18 protein-coding genes are annotated in these 21,675 nt (G+C 41.1%); 11 read left to right on the forward strand and 7 right to left on the reverse strand.

Annotation, left to right across the window (positions count from 1 at the left end; all coding sequences use genetic code 11):
- Positions 1-36 precede the first annotated feature (36 nt).
- The 6 genes from hemE (at position 37) to NPA43_RS04995 (ending at position 7,824) form a co-directional block, all read left to right on the forward strand.
- Positions 37-1,095, forward strand: a complete 1,059-nt coding sequence (gene hemE, locus NPA43_RS04970; protein ID WP_099728531.1) for a uroporphyrinogen decarboxylase — start codon at positions 37-39, stop codon at positions 1,093-1,095.
- A gap of 32 nt (positions 1,096-1,127) precedes the next feature.
- Positions 1,128-2,066: a ferrochelatase gene (gene hemH, locus NPA43_RS04975; protein ID WP_230030958.1), complete on the forward strand. Its 939-nt coding sequence runs from the start codon at positions 1,128-1,130 to the stop codon at positions 2,064-2,066.
- A gap of 22 nt (positions 2,067-2,088) precedes the next feature.
- Positions 2,089-3,501, forward strand: coding sequence for a protoporphyrinogen oxidase (gene hemY, locus NPA43_RS04980; RefSeq protein ID WP_099728529.1), 1,413 nt, complete (start codon positions 2,089-2,091; stop codon positions 3,499-3,501).
- Between the two features lie 175 nt (positions 3,502-3,676).
- A complete protein-coding gene (locus NPA43_RS04985) occupies positions 3,677-4,255 on the forward strand; it encodes a TetR/AcrR family transcriptional regulator (protein ID WP_180275555.1) in 579 nt (192 codons plus the stop codon).
- A gap of 64 nt (positions 4,256-4,319) precedes the next feature.
- Positions 4,320-6,629, forward strand: coding sequence for a YhgE/Pip domain-containing protein (locus NPA43_RS04990; protein WP_256499441.1), 2,310 nt, complete (start codon positions 4,320-4,322; stop codon positions 6,627-6,629).
- 145 nt (positions 6,630-6,774) lie between these two features.
- On the forward strand, positions 6,775-7,824 hold the full coding sequence (locus NPA43_RS04995) for a M42 family metallopeptidase (protein ID WP_099728526.1): 1,050 nt from the start codon (positions 6,775-6,777) through the stop codon (positions 7,822-7,824).
- Between the two features lie 219 nt (positions 7,825-8,043).
- On the opposite strand, the gene NPA43_RS05000 is transcribed toward NPA43_RS04995, so the two are convergent.
- Positions 8,044-9,333 carry a glutamate/proton symporter GltT gene (locus NPA43_RS05000; RefSeq protein ID WP_099728525.1) on the reverse strand — a complete coding sequence of 430 codons (1,290 nt, stop codon included), beginning with the start codon at positions 9,331-9,333 and terminating at the stop codon, positions 8,044-8,046.
- 339 nt (positions 9,334-9,672) lie between these two features.
- The gene (yhfH, locus tag NPA43_RS05005) at positions 9,673-9,810 is read right to left on the reverse strand and encodes a protein YhfH (protein ID WP_008359029.1); all 138 of its coding nucleotides are present in this window, start codon (positions 9,808-9,810) and stop codon (positions 9,673-9,675) included.
- 156 nt (positions 9,811-9,966) lie between these two features.
- On the opposite strand from yhfH, the gene NPA43_RS05010 reads away from it, so the two are divergent.
- From NPA43_RS05010 to NPA43_RS05020, 3 genes are all read left to right on the forward strand, one after another.
- Entirely contained in the window at positions 9,967-10,710 is a 744-nt protein-coding gene (locus tag NPA43_RS05010) for an MBL fold metallo-hydrolase (RefSeq protein WP_256499656.1), read from the forward strand.
- A gap of 2 nt (positions 10,711-10,712) precedes the next feature.
- Positions 10,713-11,702, forward strand: coding sequence for a lipoate--protein ligase (locus NPA43_RS05015; RefSeq protein ID WP_099728523.1), 990 nt, complete (start codon positions 10,713-10,715; stop codon positions 11,700-11,702).
- Between the two features lie 173 nt (positions 11,703-11,875).
- Positions 11,876-13,429: a fatty acid--CoA ligase family protein gene (locus NPA43_RS05020; RefSeq protein WP_256499442.1), complete on the forward strand. Its 1,554-nt coding sequence runs from the start codon at positions 11,876-11,878 to the stop codon at positions 13,427-13,429.
- A 214-nt stretch (positions 13,430-13,643) separates the two neighbouring features.
- On the opposite strand, the gene NPA43_RS05025 is transcribed toward NPA43_RS05020, so the two are convergent.
- A complete protein-coding gene (locus NPA43_RS05025) occupies positions 13,644-14,060 on the reverse strand; it encodes a YhfM domain-containing protein (protein ID WP_230030953.1) in 417 nt (138 codons plus the stop codon).
- A gap of 177 nt (positions 14,061-14,237) precedes the next feature.
- On the opposite strand from NPA43_RS05025, the gene NPA43_RS05030 reads away from it, so the two are divergent.
- Positions 14,238-15,524, forward strand: a complete 1,287-nt coding sequence (locus NPA43_RS05030) for a M48 family metallopeptidase (RefSeq protein WP_230030952.1) — start codon at positions 14,238-14,240, stop codon at positions 15,522-15,524.
- Between the two features lie 41 nt (positions 15,525-15,565).
- Here NPA43_RS05030 and NPA43_RS05035 read toward each other — a convergent pair whose 3' ends face one another.
- From NPA43_RS05035 to NPA43_RS05050, 4 genes are all read right to left on the reverse strand, one after another.
- Positions 15,566-16,711 (reverse strand): serine alkaline protease SapB, encoded by a 1,146-nt coding sequence (locus NPA43_RS05035; RefSeq protein ID WP_230030951.1) that lies wholly within the window; start codon positions 16,709-16,711, stop codon positions 15,566-15,568.
- 388 nt (positions 16,712-17,099) lie between these two features.
- A complete protein-coding gene (locus tag NPA43_RS05040) occupies positions 17,100-17,684 on the reverse strand; it encodes a histidine phosphatase family protein (RefSeq protein ID WP_099728117.1) in 585 nt (194 codons plus the stop codon).
- Between the two features lie 61 nt (positions 17,685-17,745).
- Positions 17,746-19,107, reverse strand: coding sequence for a globin-coupled sensor protein (locus NPA43_RS05045; protein WP_370461122.1), 1,362 nt, complete (start codon positions 19,105-19,107; stop codon positions 17,746-17,748).
- A 25-nt stretch (positions 19,108-19,132) separates the two neighbouring features.
- Positions 19,133-20,665 carry an FAD-dependent oxidoreductase gene (locus NPA43_RS05050; RefSeq protein ID WP_256499443.1) on the reverse strand — a complete coding sequence of 511 codons (1,533 nt, stop codon included), beginning with the start codon at positions 20,663-20,665 and terminating at the stop codon, positions 19,133-19,135.
- 141 nt (positions 20,666-20,806) lie between these two features.
- Between NPA43_RS05050 and NPA43_RS05055 the strand changes: the two genes are divergently transcribed.
- Positions 20,807-21,667 carry an SDR family oxidoreductase gene (locus tag NPA43_RS05055; protein ID WP_099728166.1) on the forward strand — a complete coding sequence of 287 codons (861 nt, stop codon included), beginning with the start codon at positions 20,807-20,809 and terminating at the stop codon, positions 21,665-21,667.
- Positions 21,668-21,675: the final 8 nt, after the last annotated feature.

Raw genomic sequence — 21,675 nt, forward strand, 5'->3', positions numbered from 1 at the left:
AAAGAGAGTGTGGGGCGAAAGGTGGAATGAAAGGTAATGGGAAAAACGAAAGCTTTTAATGACACGTTCTTAAAGGCGTGCAAAGGGGAAAAAACAGACCATGTACCTGTTTGGTACATGAGACAGGCAGGACGCTCGCAGCCTGAATATCGTGCCCTCAAAGAAAAATACGGGCTATTTGAAATTACGCATCAGCCAGAGCTATGTGCTTATGTAACAAGACTTCCTGTAGAACAATATGGTGTAGATGCCGCTATTTTATATAAAGATATTATGACCCCGCTTCCGGCTATTGGAGTGGACGTTGAAATTAAAAATGGAATTGGACCTGTGATTGATTCACCCATTCGGACAAAAGCAGATATAGAACGTCTTGGAGAACTTCATCCTGAAGAAGACCTGCCATATGTGCTTGATACAATCAAGCTTTTGACGAAGGAGCAGCTAAATGTTCCGCTCATTGGTTTTGCCGGTGCACCATTTACGATGGCAAGCTATATGATTGAAGGCGGTCCATCTAAAAATTATCATAAAACGAAGGCACTCATGTACAGTGAGCCAGAGACATGGATGATATTAATGAATAAATTAGCTGATATGACGATCACGTACATACGGGCGCAGGTAAAAGCAGGAATCAGTGCATTTCAAATCTTCGACTCTTGGGTTGGCGCTTTAAATGCAGCAGATTACCGGACATTCATTAAGCCTGTCATGCAGCGTATTTTCACAGAGCTGAAGTCTGAAAACGTACCGATGATCATGTACGGAGTTGGTGCGAGTCATCTGGTGAAAGATTGGCATGACCTGCCGCTTGATGTCGTTGGACTTGATTGGCGTATGAGTGTAGACGAAGCGCGAAAAGAAGGACTCACAAAAACGATACAAGGAAACCTTGATCCAACCATCTTACTTTCTCCATGGGAAGTCATTGAAGAAAGAGCAAAAGACATTTTAGATCAAGGGATGAAATCAGATCACTTCATCTTTAACTTAGGTCATGGGGTATTTCCTGATGTTTCACCAGAAACGTTAAAGAAGCTGACAAGTTTTATTCACGACTATTCGGCTAAACATAAAAAAACATCCATTTAAACTATTTCAAATGATCTGAAGGAGTGTTGGTTGTGGAGAAAAAGAAAATGGGACTTCTTGTCATGGCATATGGCACCCCATATAAAGAAGAAGACATTGAGCGTTACTATACACATATCCGTAGAGGCAGAAAGCCGGAGCCAGAGATGCTGCAAGATTTGAAGGACCGCTACAAGGCAATCGGCGGTATATCTCCTTTATCAAAAATTACAGAACAGCAGGCAAATGGTTTGTGTGATCATTTGAATGACATCCAAGAGGACATTGAATTTCATGTCTACATTGGCTTAAAACATATCGAGCCTTTCATTGAGGATGCGGTTGCTGAAATGCATCGAGACGGCATCACAGAAGCTGTGAGTATCGTCCTTGCGCCGCACTTCTCAACATTTAGTGTGAAATCGTATAACAAACGTGCACAAGATGAGGCAGATAAGCTTGGAAATCTGAAGATCACTTCTGTTGAAAGCTGGTATGATGAACCGAAGTTTGTGGACTATTGGGTGAAACAAGTGAAAGATACGTATGCATCCATGAGTCAAGAAGAAAGAGAATCGGCTGTGCTTATTGTGTCTGCACACAGCCTTCCTGAAAAAATTATTGCAGCAGGGGATCCATATCCTGATCAATTAGCACAATCTGCAAAGATGATTGCAGAGGGAGCAGGAATTGAACATTATGAAATTGGCTGGCAAAGTGAGGGTAATACGCCTGATCCGTGGCTTGGACCAGACGTGCAAGACCTAACCCGGGATCTATTCGAACAAAAAGGCTATAAAACGTTCGTATATGTGCCTGTTGGATTTGTCGCTGATCATCTGGAAGTGTTATACGACAACGATTATGAATGTAAAGTCGTAACAGATGAAATCGGTGCAGCCTACTATCGTCCAGAAATGCCAAATGCGAAACCAGCATTTATTGATGCGCTGGCAACAGTCGTGTTAAAGAAGCTTGACGAAAGCAAGTAATCATATAAAAGAAGGCGATCCTATGCATGACAATCAAAAACACCTTGTCATCATTGGCGGTGGCATCACTGGTTTAGCCGCCGCCTTCTATTTGGAAAAGGAGATTGAAGAAAAAGGTCTCCCTATCCAAATATCTCTTATTGAAGCAAGTCCTAGGCTGGGTGGAAAAATACAAACATTATATAAAGATGGCTACATTATTGAACGTGGTCCTGATTCATTTTTGGAAAGAAAGGTCAGTGGACCGCAGCTGGCAAAGGATGTCGGTCTGTCCGATCAGCTCGTCAATAATGAAACGGGGCAAGCATATGTATTAGTCAATGAAACCCTTCATCCGATGCCAAAGGGCGCTGTCATGGGCATTCCAACTCAAATCAGCCCTTTCATTACAACTGGTCTTTTTTCAGTAGCAGGAAAAGCGAGAGCGGCGATGGATTTCGTTTTACCAAAAAGCAAGCAAACAGAAGATCAGTCGCTTGGTAAATTTTTTAGAAGACGTGTGGGCGATGAAGTCGTTGAGAATTTAATCGAGCCTCTTCTATCAGGTATTTATGCAGGTGACATTGACCGCCTTAGCTTAATGTCTACCTTCCCGCAGTTTTATCAAACGGAACAAAAGCATCGCAGTTTGATTCTTGGGATGAAAAAATCACAGCAGCATGCGAAAGCGCAGCAAGTGACAGCGAAAAAACAAGGACAGTTCCAAACAATCAATCAAGGACTGCAAGCCCTTGTTGAAGCGGTAGAAAGTAAGCTCAAGCTGACGACGATTTATAAAGGGACAAAAGTGAAGCAGATTGAAAAAACAGATGGAGGCTATGGCGTACAATTAGACAGCGGTCAAACGCTTTTTGCAGATTCAGCTATTGTCACTACGCCGCATCAATCGATCTATTCCATGTTTCCAAAAGAAGCAGGGCTTGATTACTTGCATGACATGACATCTACTTCTGTTGCAACAGTTGCACTTGGCTTTAAAGAAGAGGATGTTCATAATGAATATGATGGGACAGGTTTTGTCATCTCAAGAAACAGTGATTTCTCTATTACAGCCTGTACGTGGACGAATAAAAAATGGCCGCATACAGCTCCTAAAGGAAAAACGCTATTGCGTGCGTATGTAGGGAAAGCTGGTGACGAATCGATTGTCGAGCAGTCTGATCATCAAATCGTCAGCATCGTGCTGGAAGATTTAAAAAAAATCATGGATATTAAAGCAGATCCAGAACTGACAACGGTGACTCGCTGGAAAACCAGTATGCCGCAATATCACGTTGGTCACCAACAGCAGATTTCGAATATGCGTGAAACGTTTAAGCAATCATATCCTGGTGTTTATATCACAGGTGCTGCTTTTGAAGGTGTCGGAATCCCTGATTGTATTGATCAAGGAAAAGCCGCCATCTCTGAGGCAGTATCTTACCTATTTTCATAAAAATAAACTCCCTTTTCTGTCATGGAAAGGGAGTTTTTCATGTTCGTATGATAAGAAAAGAGTTGTGAATAATAAAAGTGAACAAAGTAGTTGCATCTGTAGAAAAGGATATGGTATATTACTTTCTGTACTTAATGACCAAAACGTTCAAATAGTCATTTTCGGGAGTGAGATCATGAGTGTTGATAGGAGACAAATGATTTTAGATGGGGCCACGAAGGCATTTACTCAATTCGGGTATAAAGCCACGACAATGGACCTTGTAGCGAAGCTTGCTAACGTCGGAAAAGGAACCATTTATACCTTTTTCAAAAACAAAGAAGAGCTGTTTGATGAAATTTTCACTTCCCTTTTAATGGAGATGAGAAAAATTGCTGATGATGCAATTGATGAGAAGAATAGTTTCTCTGAAAACCTTCACTTAGCACTCTTTGCAATATTGGAATTTCGAAAAAACCACCAGCTCACAATAAAAATCTTTCAGGAAAATGCGGAGCTTGGCACGTCCGCGGTCAAGGAAATGATTGAAAAAATGGAGCAAATGATCATTCGCTATATTAAAACAAAAGTAAAAGAAGCGATTGATAAAGGCGACATTAAGCCTTGTGATCCTGAATTGACTGCATTTGTGATGGTGAAACTATATATTGCACTTATTTTTGATTGGGAAAAGCGATACGAGCCTTTAACAAAAGAAGAAGTAGCCGAATCGCTCGAGCTTTATGTACTAAAAGGGCTTTCTACAACAGCGTAATTTTTTTTGAGTTCAAATGACCAAATTGTCAATTTAGTCATTCATCTATGGGAGGAAAACAGCAATGAATTTAATTCGGAATCAATGGAAAGACATTGTGACGAGCAAAAAACTACTGATCCCGATTTTAGCTGTCTTATTTATTCCGCTGATTTATAGTGGTGTATTTTTAAAGGCTTACTGGGATCCATATGGTACAGTTGATCAATTACCTGTAGCGGTTGTCAACTTGGATGAAGGCAGTCATTATGATGGCAAAACACTTCAAGTCGGCGATGATTTGGTGAAGGAATTGAAGAAGAACGATAGTTTTAAATGGCACTTTGTCGATAGTGAAGAAAAGGCCGTCAAGGGATTAAATAACGAGGACTATTATCTCGTCGTAGAAATACCGAAAGATTTCTCTAAAAATGCAAGTACAGTGCTAGACAAACATCCGAAAAAATCGAATTTGAAATATTATACGAATCCAGGCGCAAACTATGCTGCGTCACAAATTGCGAATAATGCCATTATCAAATTAAAAGATTCGGTTTCAAAGGAAGTCACAGAAAACTATGCAGAGGTCATCTTTGATAACTTCAAAACCATTGCAAAAGGATTAGATCAAGCAAGCGATGGTGCGAAGAAAATTGATGACGGAACAAAAAGCGCAAAAGATGGCAGTAAAAAGTTAAAAGACAATCTGGCGAAATTGGCTGAAGGAACGTTAACATATAGTGAAGGCGTTCATCAGTTCGCAGGGAAAATGGGTGAACTGAACACAGGGATTCATTCTCTTGACAGCGGGCTTGGTCAGCTCTTAACGGGCTATCAAACCATCGATCAGAAATTTGGAGAGCTTGGCACAGGGATTGATACGTTGACCGAAGGGTTAAACACAAGCCTTGAAGGACATCAGCAGCTTGCTTCTAAAATGCCGCAATTCACAGCAGGCATTGAGCAGCTAAACAATAAAGCACAGTCATTTTCGGAAAAAATTGCAGGAGTAGAAAAAGTATTGTCTTCACCAGAATTAGCGAATCTTGAAAAGATGGCGCCTAAACTAGATCAGGTGAAAAAAGACGCACAAACGTTCAATACAAAACTTGCTTCATTAAAAGAAGCACTGTCTAATCGAGATGCAAAAGTGAAAAGCATTATTCAAAACAGCTCAATGACAGACGAAGAGAAAAAGGCGGCAATGGATCAGCTCGAAAGCCTTCCTAAAATTGATCTGCCTGACCTTTCTGGACTTGAGCAAAGCTTAGCAGCCTTGCAGGAACTACCCGATGCTAGTGAAGTTCAATCTGCGGTTGCTTCGGCAAAAGCACAGCTGCAGCAAGTAAAACAGCTGCCAAAGAAAACAGAACAGCTATACACATCTACAGTCGCGATACAAAATGCCATTGATCAAATGACATCTGGTACGAATAAATTGTATCAAGGTGCACTTAAGCTTCAAACAGGTCAAGGGCAATTACAAGAAGGCCTGCAAACAGCAAATGGAAAGCTTGATACAGCGAAAAGTGGTGCGGATAAGCTTGCAAATGGTTCAAGCCAGCTTAGCGCAGCGTTAAATAAGCTAGAAAGTGGTTCAACGAGTATCCAAAGCAACTCATCTAAACTTGCTGAAGGCTCAAAATCGCTTGATAAAGGATTAGGCGACTTAAAGAGCGGTACAGGGAAGCTGTCCGATAAATTGAAAAGCGCCGCGGATGAAACAGGTGAAATTGATGCGGATCAGGACAATTACAATATGATTGCGAGTCCAGTCAAAACAGAAAACGATACAGCAAAAAAGATTGATAATTACGGAACAGGGCTCACGCCTTATATCTTATCCATGGGACTCTTTGTAGGGGCTCTCATGCTCACCGTTGTATTCCCAATGAAAGACCCTGCTGGACGCCCTAGAAATGCGTTTGAATGGTTTGTCAGCAAATATAGTGTGCTCCTGCTTGTCGGTATCTTACAGGCAGTCATTGCAAGCTCCATGCTCATCTTTGGACTTGGTCTTGAGGTGGAGAGTCTCTGGCGCTTCTATCTCTTTGCGATCGTCGTCAGTCTGACGTTCCTAGCGATCATTCAGCTTCTGGCGACAACAATGGGGAACCCAGGGCGCTTCATCGCTGTCATTATCTTGGTTCTTCAGCTTGCAGCAAGTGCGGGTACATTCCCGCTTGAGCTCGTCCCAAAATTCTTCCAAGTCATTCATAGTCTGCTTCCAATGACGTATACAATCAACGGATTTAGAACGATCATTGCAAGCGGTGATGACAGCTATTTATGGCACCAAGCAGCGATCCTTGGAACAGTTGCCATCATCATGATGGCCGCAACAACAGCATACTTTGCTTGGAACGTGAGAAAAATGAAACAAGAAGAAGCTTAATGAATGAATCCTTTCTCTTCATAGAGAAAGGGTTTTTTCTATTAGAAATTAGACATCAGGAACCCGAAGCGATATATTTTAAGAAGAGATGCTGAAAAAGGCATACATGGAAAGAATTGCTTTCAGACAAAGGAGGAAATGCCGAATGACGACTGAAGTAAACGAAACAATTCAACTTATTCAAAAGCTCGTATCGATCCCAAGTCCATCAGGGAATACAGAAAAGGTGATCGGCTTTGTTGAACGTTTTTTACAAGATCTGAATATTGAGACAAAGCGTAATCGAAAAGGCGGATTAATTGCCACAATAAAAGGAGCAGATGACGAGGAACACCGTATGCTGACAGCGCATGTCGATACGCTCGGTGCAATGGTAAAGGAAATTAAATCAAATGGCCGAATTCGTCTTGCACTCATCGGGGGCTTTCAGTATAACTCAATCGAAGGCGAGTATTGTGAAATTGAAACAGCATCAGGTCGTACATATACAGGAACAATCCTCATGCATCAAACGTCAGTTCACGTATATGAGGATGCTGGAAAAGCGAAACGAAACCAAGAAAATATGGAGATTCGTCTCGATGAAAAGGTGAAAAAGGCAGACGATGTCAAAGCACTTGGGATTCAAGTAGGGGACTTTATCTCGTTTGACCCTAGAGTAGAAGTGACGTCTTCAGGCTTTATTAAATCAAGACACCTTGATGACAAGGCAAGTGTGGCGTTATTGCTGCGTTTAATTCACCGGATTCAAACGGAAAACATCACTTTGCCACATACGACACACTTCTTAATTTCAAATAATGAAGAAATTGGATACGGTGGAAATTCGAATATTCCAGAAGAAACGGTGGAATATCTAGCTGTCGATATGGGAGCGATCGGTGATGGTCAATCAACAGATGAATATAGTGTGTCGATTTGTGTGAAGGATTCAAGCGGTCCTTATCATTATGGTTTACGCAAGCATTTAGCAGCATTAGCTGAAGCAAATGAAATTGATTACCGTCTTGATATTTACCCTTATTATGGCTCTGATGCATCAGCAGCGATTAGAGCAGGGCATGATATCATTCATGGACTGATTGGACCTGGCATTGACTCTTCACATGCTTTTGAAAGAACCCATGAAGATTCACTGATTCATACAGCCAATCTCCTTTACGACTATGTTCAATCCAAATTAATCACAGCATAAAAAAAGAACCTCGACTATTGGGGTTCTCAGCGTGTAGACAAACCCTCGCATTCTGTGTCAGTCCTGCGTACTGGTACTCACGAATGTCAAATTCGCTCCGCACCCTAGACTTCAAAGGTTTTCTATCACGCTGAACAGAAGACAAAGGGCTAAAATAAAGATCATTTCAGCCCTTTGTCAACAATCAAAAAGAACCCCTTCTATCGGGGTTCTTTTTGATTAGCTTGAAAGCTGTGTTGGCTCAGGAACATCTTGTCCAGTCATCACACGATGTCCTTTTTCAGGGTCATATTGCCCTTCCCATTTAGACATCACGACAGCTGCAAGTGCATTACCTGTTAAGTTGACAACAGTTCGCGCCATATCCATGATACGGTCAACACCTGCAATAAATGCAAGACCTTCAGCAGGTACACCGATCGTTCCTAGTGTTGCGAGTAATACGACAAATGAAGTACCAGGAACGGCAGCCATTCCCTTTGATGTCACCATCAGCACAAGAACAAGTGTGAGCTGCTGTACGATCGTGAGGTCAATGCCATATACCTGTGCAAGGAAAAGCGCAGCGATGGCTTGATACAAGACGGAGCCGTCCAGGTTAAACGTATAACCGATTGGGATAACGAAAGAGACAATTCCTTTTGGACATCCGATGCGCTCCATTTTATCCATGACTCTTGGTAAAACTGTTTCAGAGCTTGATGTACTAAAGGCAAGAAGCATTTCGTCTTTCATGTAAGCAAGAAATCTGAAAATATTGACGCCGATCATCTTTCCAATAATTCCGAATACAACGATAAGGAAGAGAGCCAGCGCAAAATAAACAAGACCTACAAGCTTACCTAATGAAATAAGAGATTCAAGACCAAATTTTGAAACTGTTACACCAATGAGTGCGAAGACACCAAATGGTGCAGCTTTCATCACAACATTGACGACATGGAACATGGCATGTGATACACCTTCAAAGAAGGCGAGCACTGGTTTACCGCGTTCACCAATGGCTGAAACGCCGAGTGCAAATAAGACAGTGAAGAAAATAATCGCAAGCAAATCACCTTCCGCCAATGATTGGAAGAAGTTCGTTGGAACGATATGAAGGAACGTATCAGCAACTGATTTACTGCTTTGCTCTTTTTCCGTTTCAACATACTGGCTAATATCTTGTTTTTCCGTATGTCCAAAGTCAACGCCCGCACCAGGTTGAACAAAGTTAGCAAGTACAAGACCAAGGATAATCGCAAATGTTGTGATAATTTCAAAATAAAGAATGGTTCTAAAACCGAGCTTCCCTACTTTTTTACCATCACCGGCACCTGCAACACCTAAAATTAAGCTAGAGACGACAATCGGTATGACAATCATCTTAATGAGTCTTAAGAAGAAGTCTCCAATTGGTTTTAAGTATGTCTCAACACCTGGGTTACCGAAAAAGATCGCACCAACAACGACGCCGAGAATAAGACCGATTAGGATTTGTGTAGCTAATCCGAATTTTAATTTTTTCATAGATTTCCTCCCTAACTTATTCATTAAAGGAATATTCCCATCATATTAAGTTTTAATATATGAATTAAAGTATAACTAAAATTAAAGAGGTTCGTCCATGATTAAATTATATTGAGAAAATACAAAATTGTTTGAAAAAATGAACACTTCGAACCTCCTCCGTTGTTTTAAGTCAATAAAAAGTGTCTTCAGAACTAAAAGTCATCATATGAAAATACTAAAAAACCCTTTTGTGACAAGGGTTTTACCTTTTTACCTATTTTTCTGAAAAAATAAAAAGCACTTTTGACTCCAACTGACGACGGAGAAAAAAAGTGCTTTTTTATTCAATTTATTCCCTTATTTAAGATAACTTACTTGTGAGCATTCCTCACATTCATTACCGTAACACTCGTGCTGTTCCATTAAATCATTTCCACATTTTGTGCATTTCTTTGAGGGCAAATTTCTAAAAAACTCAGTGATTTTTCCTAGCATTTGTCATCCTCCAATACATTTTGTTGCTATCATTGTATTATAACAGATTAATAATTGTCAATCTGTTTTGTAACAATAGGCAAGAAGAATGCTTTTTTCATGAAAAATGGGTATATTGTAAGAAGGGGATTTTTACAAAAGGAGGGAAGAATGACGATGAAATTAACCGTGATTGGATGCTACGGAGGGTTTCCAGCAGCCGGTGAGGCGACATCAGGTTATCTTTTTGAATCAGATGGTTTCCGGCTGCTTGTAGACTGCGGGAGCGGTGTTCTTTCTAAGCTTCAGCAAACCATTGATATAGAAGAACTAGATGCTGTTCTCCTTTCTCATTATCATCACGATCATATTGCTGATATAGGACCTCTCCAATATGCGAAATTAGTGGGTTATCATTTAGGGAAAAGCAGCGGTCCGCTTCCGATCTATGGACATAATGGTGATCAAGAGGCATTTGATCGGCTTTCTGATCATGTACATACAAAAGCAAAGCCTTATCATCCGGCAGAAGGCATGCAAATCGGCCCATTTCAAATTTATTTTTTGAAAACGGTTCATCCGGCAGAATGCTATGCTATGAGAATTGAGACAGATGATGCTGTGGTGATGTATACAGCAGATTCAAGCTATCAGGACGCTTTTATCCCGTTTAGTAAAAATGCAGATCTACTGATCGCCGAAAGCAATTTTTACGCAGGACAAGACGGATCAGGTGCAGGACATATGAACAGTACAGAAGTGGGGAAGATTGCAAATGAAGCAAAGGTTGGGGAGCTCATCATCACTCATCTCCCTCATTTCGGACGGCATAAAGACCTAGTCAATGAAGCGCAGACACTATATACTGGCAGTATACAGCTTGCCCATTCAGGGCTTAGATGGAACAAGGAAGGAAGATAGAGATGCTGTTTATCGATAACGAACAACATGTTGACCCAATGATTAATCTGGCAATTGAAGAGTATTGCTTAAAATATTTAGATCCAGAAGAAACGTATTTGCTGTTTTACATCAACCAGCCGTCGATTATCATTGGAAAGAACCAAAATACAATAGAAGAAATCAATACAAAGTATGTGGAAGATAATGGAATTAAAGTCGTTCGCCGCCTATCCGGCGGTGGTGCAGTTTACCATGACAAAGGAAACTTAAACTTCAGCTTTATTACAAAAGATGACGGGGACAGCTTCCATAACTTTAAAAAGTTCACGGAGCCAGTCATCAAAGCACTTGAAAAGCTAGGAGTCAAAGCTGAATTAAGCGGCAGAAATGACATCATGGCAGATGGACGCAAAATTTCTGGAAATGCCCAGTTCGCCACACGAGGACGTATTTTCAGTCATGGCACACTGCTATTTGATTCAGAAATTGAACATGTCGTCTCTGCATTAAATGTGAAAAAAGAAAAGATTGAATCTAAAGGCATTAAATCCATTAGAAGCAGGGTCGCGAATATTAGCGAACTAATGGATCAAAAAATGACAACAGAGGAATTTAGAAAAATTCTTTTAAGCTACATTTTTGATACGGATGGGGACGTGCCTCGATATCAACTGACTGAAAAGGATTGGCAAAAGATCCATGAAATTTCCCAGGATCGATATCAAAAATGGGAATGGAACTACGGCCGTTCACCTAAGTTTAATTTGCAGCACTCTAAGCGGTTCTCAGCTGGCTCGATCGATCTGCGTTTAGAGGTGAAAAAAGGCATGATCCAAGACTGCAAGATCTTTGGTGACTTCTTTGGTGTGGGGGATATTGCCGATATTGAAAAAAGACTGATCGGACAGCAATATGATCGTAAAACCATCAGCGACGTATTAGAAGATATGGATATGCGCCACTATTTCGGCAACGTATCGAAAGAAGATTTTCTTGATTTGATTTATTAAGCGGGGGACAAGCACGGCTAGAGATAGCGGTGCTTTTTTGATTAAAAGAAATGAAAGCGATTAACATTTGATCTTGTGGATTTTTTCGATTGTCTATTATAATAGAAAGGAGGAATGCTTGGCCATAAAATGAATGGCTATTCATTCATTGACGACGCATAAGGGGTGGGAGAATGGAATTGATCAAAAATCTTGAGCAGACTGCGATGACCAAGGGAGAAAGTATCGCACTGGTCTTTGAAGGAAAGAAGTGGACCTATCGAGAGCTGATGACAAGTGTCGAGCGTTTTGCAGATGGCTTAGTCAACGAAGGGTTTCAAGCTGGGGAACATATCGCGCTTATTTTAGGAAATTCACCGCATTTCGTCATTTCTTTTTTTGGTGCATTGAAGGCAGGGCTTGTCGTTGTACCTGTCAATCCAACATACACGCCAAGTGAAATTGGATATATGCTGATCACAGGAGATGTAAAAGGCATTGTTGCACCTGATCAGCTTTTGCCAGTATACGAGCAGGTGTATGAACAGCTTCCGGCTATTGAACGAGTGATAATTTGTGCAGAAAATGAATCGGCGTGCAGATCAAGTTTTAAGGAAGTATCTGATCGTCTTGTCTTCTTTGGAAAGCTTGTGTCTGGACATGCGCCAGAAACGACACATCCTTCCAATCAGCCTGACGATACTGCGGTTATTTTATTTACATCTGGCACGACAGGAAAACCAAAGGGTGCGATGCTGACTCATTTCAACCTTTATTCAAATGCCAGAGACATTGCTGAGTACCTATCGATTGATGAAAGGGACAAGGTCATTGCTGCTTTGCCCATGTTCCATGTATTTTGTTTAACGGTCTGTATGAATGCACCGTTGATTCATGGCGCGACCATTTATGTCCTGCCGCATTTCAGCCCATCTGAGCTTTTGCGCATGATGGAAAAAGAAAAACCCACGCTATTTGTTGGTGTTCCAACCATGTATAACTATTTATACCGCCAAGACGGTCATGATGAAGCGATGACATCAGTGAGGATTTGTATATCAGGTGGTGCTTCGATGCCTGTTGCTTTACTACACGGTTTTGAGAAAAAGTTCGGTGTCACGGTGCTGGAGGGCTATGGATTATCAGAGGCTTCCCCAGTGACTGCTTTCAATCCTCTTGATGGAAAAAGAAAACCGGGTTCAGTCGGGACCGACATTATGAATGTGAAGAATAAGATCGTGAATGAGCTTGGAGAGGAAGTCGGTCCGAATGAAGTCGGAGAACTCATTGCAAAAGGGCCAAACATCATGAAAGGCTATTATCAAATGCCAGAAGATACTGAAGCTGCATTGCGGGACGGGTGGCTGTATACAGGTGATCTGGCGAGAAGAGATGAAGATGGATATATTTATATTGTCGATCGAAAAAAGGATATGATTCTCGTTGGCGGTTATAATGTCTATCCAAGAGAAGTAGAAGAAGTGCTTTATCAACATGAAGCTGTAGCAGAAGCCGTCGTCATCGGTGTGCCAGATCCAAACACAGGTGAGGCTGTCGTGTGTTACATTTCCCCTAAGAAACATGCTCACATCAATCAAGAAGACATCATCGTACATTGTTCACGCTATTTAGCGAAATATAAGCAGCCCCAAACGATCCATTTCATAGATGATATTCCAAAGAACACAACAGGTAAAATTTTAAGAAGAGCGCTAAAGGACAAGTATCAAACAGAAGAAAGTAAATAAAAAAGGGGAGTCTCTTATGAAGAAGTTCCTCAGCGTGAAGACAAACCCTCGCATTCGGTGTCAGTTCTGCGTGCTGGTGCTCACGAATATCAAATTCGCTCCGCGCCAGTACTCGGCCTTCCTAGACTTCAAGGGTTTTCATATCACGCTGAAAAGAAGACAAAGGGCTAAAATCAAGATCATTTTAGCCCTTTGTCAACAATCTGGGAGTCTCTTATGAAGAGACTCCCTTTTGAATGGCTTCTTTTAACTGTTTCTGAAAAGAATTTGACTGTTTTTGATTCAGTTCATAATACGTGCCATCTACTAAAAAAACGACCTGAGAACGGTTGGTCCATAGCTGAAAGGTGGTGCCGTTTGTTCGTCCAAACATCACCTTGGCAATATAATCAGGTTTTTTTATATTTTTCTTAAGATGATTGCTTGTTTGTTTGCCTTTGTTTAATTCTTCAATTAAATCTTCAGCTGTGTCTTTATCATCTATTTCATAAGAAATGGACTGATTCGACGGTGAAAGCAATAATTTTTCTGCTCGATTCTCATCGAAAATGTCACTAGTCCTGCTGAACACATAAAAGAAGGTGATCAGTAAAAGTCCAAAGATCACAATTCCTGCAAGAATTTTCTTCATTTTGATCCTCCAACTCACTGTTTTACCTATAGCTTCCCCGGTTTTTTAGAAGCATAATCATTTTTTCCGCTCAAGCTTTTGCAGATGGGGCATGCTATGATGGAGGCAAATGAGACAGGTTCTAAACAAAAGTGTGCGTGATTAGAATAAAGAGAGGGATGGAAAGGAGGCTGACCTGTGCGTGTACGTAAATGGGTAGCTCTTGCAACGTTAGCATACATATTGTACGGTCTGTTTATTTATTTTTATTTGTTTCTAATGGGTGATTCATCTGTTCCTGAAAGTGTGAAAGGGACAAGTGCAGACCCGCATACCTTTATGACAAGCCATGAGCTTGTCATCAGCGAGAATTTCTCGAAAATACGTAACCTGCTGTACTTTATGACAATCCCGTTAGATTGGTACGTCTTTTTCCTTTTGCTCATTTCAGGGTTTTCACGGAAATTAGCAGACTGGAGCTTTGCAGCAGCTCGTTTCACATTCTTAAGTAAACTTGTTTATGTCTTCGTGCTGTCACTTCTAACAATGCTGGTTTCATTGCCGATCAAGTGGATTGGCTATCAGCTGTCTTTACACTACGGAATATCTGCTCAAAGCACAGCAAGCTGGTTAAAGGATCAAACGCTGGATTTCTGGATTGAATATCCGCTCCTTTCCCTATGTGCCCTTGTGTTCTTTTGGCTTATTCAAAAGAGAAGGAAGTTATGGTGGCTGTATGGCTGGTGTTTGACAGTCCCAGTCACACTCTTCCTCTTCTTTATACAACCGGTCGTCATTGATCCGCTATACAACGATTTTTACCCATTAAAGGATCAAGCACTTGAGAAAAAGATATTAACGCTTGCAGAAAAAGCGCATATCCCGGCAGATCATGTATATGAGGTCAATATGTCTGAGAAAACAAACACGATGAACGCTTATGTAACAGGGATTGGTGAAAATAAACGCATTGTCTTATGGGACACGACGCTGCAAAAGCTAAAGGATCAGGAAATTTTATTTATCATGGCGCATGAAATGGGCCATTACGTCATGAAGCATGTCTATATTGGCCTAGCTGGATATTTAGTGCTGTCACTAGCAGGATTTTTTGCAATGGACCGCCTTTATTTTTACCTTCATCAAAAGGGAGCTGCCTCATTTCGGCTGAAGGGACCACAGGATGTCGCTGCTCTTCCGCTTCTTTTGATCATTGTATCCATGCTGTCATTTGCAGCTTCCCCTTTTACAAATGCTGTTTCAAGGCATCAAGAACGGGCAGCTGATGAATATGCAGTGAACCTGACAAAAGATGGGGAGGCGGGGGTGACATCTTTTCAAAAACTTGCAAAATCAGGTCTGTCCCAAGTCAATCCGCCGCTTCTAGTGAAAATATTCCGCTATGGACATCCTACGATGATGGACAGAATCACGGATATGGAAAAGGCAGCAAAAAAAGAGGGAACGTCAAATAGCAGTAAATAAATAAAATCCGGCTGGGTCAGCCGGATTTTTTGCACACTTGTTTAGTTAGAAGCCGCTTGAACGTTAATTAACCCTTTTCCGTAATAGAAGGAGTTACCAAGCGGTGTTGCCGTGTTTTCTAAGCGCTGGCGAACCTGTGAATTTGATAGATTCGGGTTCTTAGAAAGAATAAGCGCTGCTGCTCCTGCTACATGAGGAGAAGCCATAGACGTTCCAGTATAAGAGGTGTATCCACTGCTTGGTACTGTACTTAAAATGGAAGTACCAGGTGCGGAAACATCTAATTCAGGACCTGCGCTAGAAGATGAGTTTCTTACATTGCTGCTGTTCACATTGGCAACGGCAATTGTAGAATCATATTTTGCTGGATAGCCAACAGTACTTGTAGAGCCAGTGGAGCCTGAATTACCTGCAGCAGCAACAACAACGATTCCGCGGTTGTTTGCTGTATCAACAGCATTTTTAAGCGCTGTTGAACCGCTTGGTCCGCCTAAGCTCATATTGATGACATCCATGTTATTGGCAACAGCCCATTCAATACCGCTAATAATCCAGCTGTATTGTCCATCGCCATAACGGTCTAACACTTTAACAGCATACAAGGAAGCGCTTGGAGCGACACCAAGAACACCAATTGTATTATCAAGAGCAGCAATGGTTCCGGCTACGTGAGTTCCGTGTGATTGAAAGTCTTGGGTGGCATTTGGCTCTGAAGGGACGAAGCTAGCACCGCCTGCAACATTTAAGTCAGGGTGTGCAGCGTGGATACCAGTATCAAGGACAGCTACTTTGACGTTAGCACCTTTATAACCTTGAGCGTGTACAGCTGGAGCTTTGATTTGAGGGATACCATAAGGGACGGTTTGTGCATATGCTTCTGCTTTGTGGTCTTCTTCTACATAAGCAATGCTAGGGTCATGCTCAAGTTTTTTTGCGGCTTGTTCGGACATCTTCACTTGTGCAGCATTAATGAGCCGATATTGCTTTTCTAGTTTTCCACCATTTTGAGTCACCGCTTGTTTTTTAGAGCTGTTTGTGGTGGCAGAAGCTTTAAAGCCAACGATATAGCTTTTTTCACTTTCTGACTTTGAGGCAGTCTCGGCATTTGCCATCGTGCCTCCAAACCCTGATGAAAACAGAAGAGGGACAGCCAATAAAACACTTGTCATCACATTTTTCTTTTTCACGCACATTCCACATCCCTTTTTTCTTATTTCAGAATAATCATCCGTAGTCTATAAGAATGAAACGTTTGATTATTCTGTATTTTCAGTTTAATAGAGGTAGGCAAATAAGAGTAGACCTGAATTTTTGTGAAAGTCCTAGCGGAAATTAGGTAATTAAGTCGCTTGTAATAGGTAGTGAATTATGTTTATTTTAGTTTTTCTGCGTTTTCCTATTAAAAAGGAAGTGTGCTTTTTTTCTCATGATCAATTTCAGGACAAACATTCGATACCCGAAAGGTCATTAAATAGGTAGAAAAGGCTAGCATCTATTTCGAATTTCGATATAAAAAAATATTATTTTATCATTGTTTCTGTCATAAAAAAAGAACCTGCTAAGATCACAGGTTCTTTAAGAAGGAGAAGATTGAGTTAAATGGCTGACCACGTTGTAATCACGAACCTTCCATTTACCATCTTTCCATTCAACATAATTTAAGCAAGCATTGACAAGTCTCGTGTTCTGAAGACCCATATGTTCGTCAGCTAAAGCGGTGAGTAAGGCGTGGATGGCAGCACCGTGCGCCACGATCAGGACATGTTGATCTGGATAGGCTGCTTTGACCTTTTCAATCCCTTCTAACATTCGATCTTGAATCGTCTCAAGTGGTTCCATATTTGGATACTGCTTATCTGGAAACAGCTTCTGGCGCTCCTCAATCGACATGCCTTCAGCGTCACCATAATCACGTTCAATGAAATCGTCCATGATGACGAGAGGTGCGTGTACATGTTTTAAAATCAAATGAGCTGTTTCTTTAGCCCTTGATAATGGACTGGAAATGACAACATCCCAATGGACATCCTTTAAGTAAAGTCCAGTTTGTTCAGCCTGCCATTTACCTGTGTCGTTTAAAGGGATATCTGTTCGCCCTTGAATTCGTTTCGCTGCATTCCAATCTGTTTCCCCGTGTCTGACTAGGCAAATTGTTGTCAATCAAATCCCGCCTTTTCTATCTTTTCTTCTATTATACTAAAGCAGAAGAAAAATGACTGGATTAGCGATTTGTCAGACTCGTTAAGGATTCGACTGAGCTGGCCACTTGGGAAACCGTTTGTTTGACTTCCTTCAACTCGTTTAGGAATGTTTGGAGATCTATTTCAATTTTTCCGTTTTGGTTCTTACTTAAGTTCATGCTGCTCACGATATCATCGAAAAGAGAATTGATTTGAGTCATTTTTTCTTTACTGTCAGTCACAAGTAAATTCACGTCCGCAATATGCTGTGACACAATGGCGATTTGTGAATTTGTGTTGTTGACAAGCTCTGACACAGTTGAAACCGTTTTCTTTGTGTCCTCTGATAATTTGCGAACCTCGTTTGCGACGACAGCGAACCCTTTTCCATGTTCACCTGCTCGAGCAGATTCGATTGAGGCATTTAAAGATAACAAATTCGTTTGCTCTGCTATGCCTGTGACGATCCCGAAAATTTGTTCAATTTGTTTTGCAATTTCTTCTAAGCGTTTAATTTCAGTTTCAATCTTTGTCATGCTGCCATCAATTTGATTCATTTGTGTTTGCTGAATTTCTAATTCTTTTTTACCGCCGATTGATTTTTCTTCGACCTGTGCTGATATTTTCGTTCCAGCCTGTGACATATCCGCCATCTCATCAGATTTTGATACAAGCTTGTCCACTGCACTTGTTGTGTTGGAGAAGAGAGAAGCAAGCGAATTTGAGGTTTCTGTAATTTTTGTATGAAGCTCTTGCTGTTGTTCTTCCGCTTCATCACGAATTTTAGAATATTCATTTTGGAACGTATCTAGGACAAGCTGCTGCTCTAAATTTAAGATTTTCGTCGTCGCTTTGACTGCCGTCTGATATTCTTTGAAATCTTGGATATGCTGTGCAAATAAATCCATAATTGAAAGCAAAAGGTCTTGGAATGCCGCCATATACCATTTAGGCTGGAGGCCAATCCGTAAATGAACTTGTGCAATTTTAATTCTTTTTGCCACGTAGGCATCGTCAATCACACCTGCAAACATTTCGCTAATATGAATGCGGAGTGTTTTTTTCAAACGTTCGACAGAACTATTATCTTGAATAATATGCATCAAGGAAGACTCTACTTCTAAATTTTTATAAAATTTATCAACGATATGTGCAATATCATCTTGAACGATTGGATTCAGCTGTTTCAATATAAAAAGGTCTTGCTGCGTCAAATCAATCATTTTAATTTGCTTGGCAATGTCCGTATTCTCCGAAAAGTTGATTCTTTTTATCCCATCATCCTGCTGTGTGAAAAAAGCAGTGTTTTTTCTTTTAGTATCTTTTTTAAATAACAATGTTATTGTCCCCCTATAATCATCACAAATATCAGACTTTATGTTTTTTATCGGATAATATTGGATTTTTTAAAGGGGAAACAGTGAAATTTTACTGTTCTTTATATGACCTTTTTAGTGGTTTCTTTGCTGGGCCTTCTACTACTTCTCCAGTAATTGAAAAACGTGAACCGTGGCAAGGGCAATCCCAGGTGCGGTCACTATTATTCCAAGCGACTTCACAGCCTAGGTGAGTACATGTTGTATCGACAAAAAAGACATTCCCATCCTCTGATTTAAAGGCACCGCATTTCTTATGTTCATAAGATACAATGCCGCCTTCGCCTGGTTTTAAATCATCAATGGTTTGATCAGTTCGTTTTAATTTACCGCTGATCAGCTTGGCAGCGACATTGGTATTTTCTTTCATAAAATCTTTGATGAATGAGTCAGAAACAAGTCTTGATGGTGTAAAGATCGATTCGTAGGGATTCGATTTCTCCTCAATTAAATCACCGATAAGAGTCGCTGCGACATGGCTTGTGGTCATGCCCCATTTTCTAAAGCCGGTAGCAACAAAGATATTCGGATGATGCTTGGTCAGGTGGCCAATGTAAGGGATTTGATCCATTGTGACCATATCGTGCGTCGACCAGCGATAAAGAACCTCCTCAATTCCAAGTGTATCGTTTCCGAACTTTTCTAGTGATTCATAGTGTGCGGATTCATCACCGCCTTGTCCGGTTTTATGGCCTTCTCCTCCGATGAGAACCACTTCTTCACCGTGAAGTTCTGCCGTTCTTAAAGAGTGAGCGGGCTGGTCGATTCCTAAGTACATGCCGTTTGGAAGCGGCTTGGTTGTTTTGGCTGCTACTACATAAGATTGCTCGGGATGAATTCGAGTGAAATAAAGTCCTTTGCCATCATAAAAAGGAAAGTGTGAACAGGTAATGATATAGCGGCCTATCAGATGATGCCCACTTTTTGTGACGACAGCAGGCCGTTTCCCTTCTTTAACATCGACTGCGGTTGTCTGTTCAAAAATACGCACACCTCGCTCAATGAGCTGGTCGATCAGTGCATTTAGATAATGAAGGGGATGAAACTGTGCCTGCTGCGTCATCGCAAGGGCAGCTTTTATGTCAGTGTCAAAAGGAAGCTCTGTTTTCCATTCTCGGTCAATGCCTAGCTGTTTGTAGGCATCTAATTCCTTTTTTAACTTTTTTATGCCGCTTTCTTCCTTTGTATAAAGGTAAGCATCTTTTACCTCTAGCTGACAATCGATTTCGTGCTCTTTAACACGTGCTTGAATGAGATCTTTTGCTTTCTCATTTGCTTCTACATACAAACGGGCTTTTGGCATGCCAATTTGCTGAATCAGCTCATGATAGTACACATCGTGCTGTGAGGTGATTTTAGCTGTCGTGTGTCCGGTCGTGCCTTGCAGTAATTGATCCGCATCAATGATGATGACATCGAGCCCGCGTTCTGTCATTTCAAACGCAGTAGCGATACCGGTGATACCGCCGCCTACAATAATCACATCTGCTGTGAGATCCTCACTTGCAGAAGGAAAAGAATGCTTCTGACTCTCCGCTAACCATAACGATTTTGCCTGCTTCATTCCTTTATGTTCTTCTTCCATGTTGTCGCCTCCAGTTACTTGTTGTGTATAATTTTTCCACAATGCAGAAAATCATACATCTGAAAGGAAACAAGCATGACATACATAAAAAAATAGCCAACACATAAAAATAAACAAGATAAAAGGAAGGAGTGGACTGACGTGTCAACAAAGCAGCCGAAGAAAACATTGCCGCCTCAGCATCAGAATGAACGTCCGGGTCTTGAATATAAAATGAACCCTAGACCTATTTTTGATCGAGAGGTGCAGAATAAAAAGCTAGCGGGGAAAACGGCCATTGTGACAGGTGGAGATAGCGGGATCGGAAGAGCAGTCTCTGTTTTATTTGCAAAGGAAGGAGCCAATGTAGCCATTGTTTACTTGAGTGAACATCGTGATGCAGAGGAAACGAAGGACTATATTGAAAAGGCGGGAGGCCGCGTCATCTTAATTGCAGGTGACTTAGGGGATGAGGCTTTTTCAAATGAGGTCGTTAAAAAAACAAAAGATGCTTTCGGTTCCATTGATATTTTGGTAAACAATGCAGCAGAACAGCATCCGCAAAAAAGCATTGAACAGATTACCTCGCATCAGCTTCTTCGGACATTTCAAACGAATATTTTTGCCTTGTTTTATTTAACAAAGGCTGTGCTCCCTCATTTAAAGAAAGGAAGCAGTATCATTAATACAACCTCCGTCACAGCCTATAAAGGGCATGAAACCTTAATCGATTATTCATCGACGAAAGGGGCGGTTGTGACATTTACTAGATCATTATCCTTATCGCTCATTAAACAAGGGATTCGAGTGAATGGGGTCGCTCCGGGGCCTATTTGGACGCCGCTGATTCCATCAACTTTTACGGAAAAGGAAGTCTCTGAATTTGGTGGAGATGTCCCAATGGAACGGCCTGGTGAGCCAGTAGAGCTTGCGCCAAGTTATTTATTTTTAGCGAGTGAAGACTCGTCTTACATGAATGGACAAATCCTGCATGTGAATGGCGGAACCATTTTAAATGGGTAAACAAAAAA

This window comes from Bacillus pumilus (assembly GCF_024498355.1).
Classification (GTDB): Bacteria; Bacillota; Bacilli; order Bacillales; family Bacillaceae; genus Bacillus; species Bacillus pumilus_P.